3 protein-coding genes and 1 pseudogene are annotated in these 3,527 nt (G+C 71.0%); all 4 read left to right on the plus strand.

Features of this window, described 5'->3' with window-relative positions; all coding sequences use genetic code 11:
• Nucleotides 1–402, plus strand: a pseudogene (locus QFW81_RS00635) (methyl-accepting chemotaxis protein); the annotation flags it as partial.
• Between the two features lie 155 nt (nt 403–557).
• Entirely contained in the window at nt 558–1,328 is a 771-nt protein-coding gene (locus QFW81_RS00640) for a flagellar brake protein (RefSeq protein ID WP_280576626.1), read from the plus strand.
• A 210-nt stretch (nt 1,329–1,538) separates the two neighbouring features.
• Nucleotides 1,539–1,919 carry a hypothetical protein gene (locus QFW81_RS00645; RefSeq protein WP_280576627.1) on the plus strand — a complete coding sequence of 127 codons (381 nt, stop codon included), beginning with the start codon at nt 1,539–1,541 and terminating at the stop codon, nt 1,917–1,919.
• A 64-nt stretch (nt 1,920–1,983) separates the two neighbouring features.
• On the plus strand, nt 1,984–3,527 hold a 1,544-nt coding region (locus tag QFW81_RS00650; RefSeq protein ID WP_280576628.1), incomplete at its 3' end, for an MCP four helix bundle domain-containing protein.

Raw genomic sequence — 3,527 nt, forward strand, 5'->3', positions numbered from 1 at the left:
CGGGTCACCGACATCATCGCCGACATCTCGGCCGCTTCGCAGGAGCAGTCCTCGGGCATCGAGCAGGTCAACGTGGCGATCACCCAGATGGACGAAGGCACCCAGCAGAACGCCGCGCTGGTCGAGGAGGCCACGGCGGCGGCGCGCGCAATGGAAGGCCATGCCGGCGACCTGGTGCGAACGGTGGCGATCTTCCGCACCCGGGCGGGTGCAGCGGCGGCCGCCACGACTCCCACGAGCGCTCCGCCCGCCGTGGGACCACGGATGGCGACGCCGACCGGCGCCACCCGGGCCGTAGCGGTGCCCCCGCAGCGCACCGGGCGCGCGACGGCGACCCGTCCCCGCGACACCGCCGGCGCGAACGTCGTCGCCGAGGTCGCGGGCGAGTGGCAGGAGTTCTGACCGGGCACGCCCATCCCGGACGCGCGACGGGCGGCCACGGCCGCCCGTTCGCATTCGCCGCCACGGGCTGAGGAACCATCGGGTATGCCGCGCACCGCTCAACTGCGGCCCGCCACGGCCGTTAACGCCAGCGACAGACCTGCAGCCTCCGGATGATGCCCGCCGTCGACGACCTTTCGCACCTGCTCGACGACGAGGAACAGTCGCAGTTCTCGCTGCACGAGCCGCTCGCGATCGCGCAGGTCCTGCGCGGCCTGCTGGAAGCGCGCGCGCTGATCAGCGCCAGTCTGGTGCCCGGCGGCCACGCCTGTCCGACCGCGCTGCTGGCCGTGCACGACGACGGCACCCTGGTGCTCGACGGCAACCGCGACGAGGCGATGAACCAGCGCATGGCGGCGGCCAGCCGGATGGTGTGCAGCGCCCAGCTGGACCTCGTGCCGATCCGGTTCCGGCTGACGGCACCGCAGCGGATCGTGCACGAGGACTACGTGGCGTTCACCACCGCCTGGCCCGACGTGCTGCTGCGGCTCCAGCGCCGCGAGACCTACCGCCTGCCGTGCTCGCCGACCGCGCAGGCCACCCTGCATGCGGGCGATGCCCACCACCCGCCCGACCCCGAGGCACCCGGCCTGCGGGTGCTGGACATCAGCGGCGGTGGCATCGCGCTCGCGATCCCCGATGGCGCCCAAGCCGGCTTCGAGGCGAACGCACGCGTGTCGCCCTGCCTGCTGCGCCTGGGGGACGCGACCCCCATACCGGTCGCGCTCGAGGTGGCCTACGTCGCCCGGCACGACGTCCGGGGCGTGCCGCACTGGCGTGCCGGCTGCCGCTTCATCGACCTGCCGGCGGCCATCGAGCAGCAGTTGATGCAGTACATCTTCCAGATCGAGCGGCAGCGCAACGCGCGGCTCCGGCGCGGCGGCTGACCACGGCGCACGGGCCGCGGGTGCAGGCCCGTCGACGTCGGGGCCCCACCGCGACCGAGCCGGCCGCGTTCCGCGACACGGCGCGCGGTGGCGCACGCCCGACCGCGAAGTCTTCACGCCGCCCTAAAGTCTGCCGCCGCGCGGCCGCTAGTGGATCGACAGGCGCGCTCGCCGGCGTGCCCCACAGGCCCCCCATCGGAGTACAGACAGATGATCCACCGGACCTTCCGCCTCACCGCTCTCCTGATCCTCGGCGCCTGCGCATGCAGCGCGTCCGCCCAGGATGCCATCCGCCCCGAACAGGCCAGCCGCCACGTCGGCCAGACCGGCATGGTCTGCGGCAAGGTCGAGAAGACCCGCTATGCCGAGAATTCCGAAGGCCAGCCCACGTTCCTGCACATGGGCGGTGCGTTCCCGCGCCACACGTTCTCCGCGCGCATCTCCCACGAGCAGCGTGGCAAGTTCAAGCCCACGCCGGAGGAACTGGAAGGCAAGGACGTGTGCGTGCTGGGCACGATCCAGCGCGATGCCAGCCGCGCCGAGATCGCGGTGAGCTCGCCCGGCGACATCAAGCTCGCGCAGATCAAGTGACGCCCCCGCCCGGCCGCGCCTAGCGGCCGGGCTGCTTTTCCCAATACCGACAGGCGGAGTCCTCATGCACCGGTTCTCGAATCTCAAGCTTGCGCCCAGGCTGATGCTGGCGTTCGGCGTGGTCCTGCTCATCATGCTCGTCCAGGGCATCGGCGCGTATACCGGCCTGCGCTCGATGGACAACGTGACCACGGGCCTGGCCGACGACGTGCTGCCCAGCGTCACCCTGGTGGGTGAAACGCGCGCGCTGCTGGGCGAGTACCGCACCGCGTCCTACCGCGGCCTGGTCCGTGCCAGCGAGGCGGTCAAGCAACAGGCCCGCCAGCGCGCGGTGGAGATCGACGCCCGGATCGCCAAGAACCTCGAGGCCTACAAGCGCTACGCCACCACGCCCGACGAGCAGCGCACGCTTGCGGAGCTGGTGACGGCCTGGGAAGCCGCCCGCGTCTCCTACGCTTCGGTCAACGAAATGCTCGACCTGGAGCTGCCCGACGACGCCACCGACACCTTCATCGGCGAGACCAGCCGGCTGCACGACGCCGCCGGCACCGCGCTCGCCGCGCTGGCCGACGAGGCCAACCAGGTCGCCCTCGCTTCGCGCGCCGATGCGCGCGGCGCCTATGCCAGCTCCAGCGTGCTGCTGCTGATCCTGCTGCTGGCGGGCATCGGCGTCGGCCTGGCGATCGCCTGGCTGATGGCGCGCAACCTGACCCGCGCCGCGCGCGAGGCCGTGTCGGTGGCCAATGACGTCGCCGGCGGCAAGCTCGACAGCCACATCGATACCCGCCGCGCCGACGAGATCGGCGACCTGCTGCGCGCCATGCAGCGCATGCAGCACGACCTGCGCGAGCGCATCGAGCGCGACCAGGCGATCGCCAGCGAGAACCTGCGCATCCGCACCGCGCTGGAAAGCGTCAGCACCAACGTGATGATCGCAGACACCAATCGCAACATCGTCTACATCAATGGTCCGCTGCAGAAGATGATGTCGGACGTGCAGGAAGATATCCGGCGCGACCTGCCGGAGTTCGATGCCGCGGCGCTGGTCGGCAGCAACATCGACGGTTTCCACCGCGCGCCCGAACACCAGGCGACGATGCTGGCGCGCCTGCAAAGCACCCACCGTGCCCAGATCCACGTCGGAGGGCGCACGATGCAGCTGGTCATCAACCCGATCCTGGACGCGGACGGCGGACAGGAAGGCTTCGTGGTCGAATGGGCCGACCGCACGGCGGAGATCGCGGTCGAAGCCGAGGTCTCGCGCATCGTCGCGGCTGCCGCCTCGGGCGATCTGTCGGGCCGCGTCCGCACCGACGACAAGGCCGGCTTCCTGCTGCAGCTGGCCGAACAGCTCAACAGCCTGCTCGACGCCAATGCCGCGAGCCTGTCGCAGGTCTCGGACGTGTTGAGTGCGCTGGCGGAAGGCAACCTCACCACGCGCATGGATGGCGACTTCCACGGCGTGTTCGCGACCATGCGCGACAACGCCAATGCCACCATGGACCGGCTGTCGGAGATCGTCGGCCAGATCCGCAGCGGCAGCGACGCGATCAATGCCGCAGCAAGCGAGATCGCCTCGGGCAACAGCGACCTGTCGCGCCGCACCGA

This window comes from Luteimonas kalidii, assembly GCF_029887935.1.
Classification (GTDB): domain Bacteria; phylum Pseudomonadota; class Gammaproteobacteria; order Xanthomonadales; family Xanthomonadaceae; genus Luteimonas; species Luteimonas kalidii.

Bases quoted from the DNA above. Each gene is read 5' to 3' on its own strand.
- QFW81_RS00645 (WP_280576627.1), top strand. From the start codon at position 1,539: ATGATCCACCGGACCTTCCGCCTCACCGCTCTCCTGATCCTCGGCGCC.
- QFW81_RS00640 (WP_280576626.1), top strand. From the start codon at position 558: ATGCCCGCCGTCGACGACCTTTCGCACCTGCTCGACGACGAGGAACAG.